2 protein-coding genes are annotated in these 886 nt (G+C 74.8%); both read left to right on the forward strand.

Annotated elements, in window-relative coordinates; all coding sequences use genetic code 11:
• Positions 1-204 precede the first annotated feature (204 nt).
• Entirely contained in the window at positions 205-417 is a 213-nt protein-coding gene (locus tag EBH09_RS19855) for a DUF4244 domain-containing protein (RefSeq protein ID WP_121748314.1), read from the forward strand.
• A 58-nt stretch (positions 418-475) separates the two neighbouring features.
• Positions 476-805 carry a TadE family type IV pilus minor pilin gene (locus tag EBH09_RS19860; protein ID WP_274595141.1) on the forward strand — a complete coding sequence of 110 codons (330 nt, stop codon included), beginning with the start codon at positions 476-478 and terminating at the stop codon, positions 803-805.
• Positions 806-886 lie beyond the last annotated feature (81 nt).

The raw sequence follows: 886 nt of genomic DNA on the forward strand, positions 1-886 counted from the left end.
ACCGCGCCGGTGGGGCTGTGCTTCCTGCCCGCGTTCATCGCGGTGGGCGTACTGCCGGTGGTGATCGGGCTCGCGGGCGAGGCGCTGGGGGACGGAGGGGGCGGCGGCTGACGGAACGGAGAGGGCGGGCGCCGGGCGCCTGCGAGTGAGTGACCGACGACGGACGAGCAAGTGACAACGGGAACGGACCTTACGGGGGTTGCGATGTATCAGGCGGTACGGGCACGGCTGAGTGCCCTGGTACGCGGAGCAGTACGGATGGCGCGGCGGGACGCGGGGATGGTCACCTCGGAGTACGCGATGGGGATCGTCGCGGCGGTGGCGTTCGCGGTGGTCCTCTACAAGGTGGTGACGAGCGGCGCGGTCAGCGCGGAGCTGCAGGGCATCGTGAAGCAGGCACTCGATGCGCGGATGTGAGCGGGCAGCGAGGGCGGGAGCCCGCGGAGGCCCCGTCGGTCGCTCCGACAGGGGGTTCGTGACGGCGGAGACGGCCGTGGTGCTGCCGGTGCTGGTGGTGTTCGCGATGGCGCTGGTCTACGGGCTGCTCGTGGTGGGCGCTCAGATCCAGTGCGTGGACGCGGCCCGGACGGGCGCCCGCGCGGCGGCCCGTCAGGATCCGGCCGACGCGGTCGCCGAGGTCACGAGGAAGGCGGCACCGCGCGGGGCGCGGGTCACGGTCAGCCGGGAGGCGGGCCAGGTCCGCGTGACCGTGGTGGCCGAACCACCGGCGTTGCACGGCCTGCCCTTCGAGGTCCGGGAGGAGGCCGTGGCTTCGGTGGAGCGGACGGTGGGGGCGGGGCCATGAGGGGCGGTGTCCCGCTCCGGTCGGGGGCCGGCCGGTGCGCGGGCGCGGGCGCTGGCTCGGGGGCTGGCTCGGGCCCCGGTT

Source organism: Streptomyces sp. E2N166, assembly GCF_003671715.1.
Lineage (GTDB): Bacteria > Actinomycetota > Actinomycetes > Streptomycetales > Streptomycetaceae > Streptomyces > Streptomyces thinghirensis.

Bases quoted from the DNA above. Each gene is read 5' to 3' on its own strand.
- EBH09_RS19855 (WP_121748314.1), top strand. From the start codon at position 205: ATGTATCAGGCGGTACGGGCACGGCTGAGTGCCCTGGTACGCGGAGCA.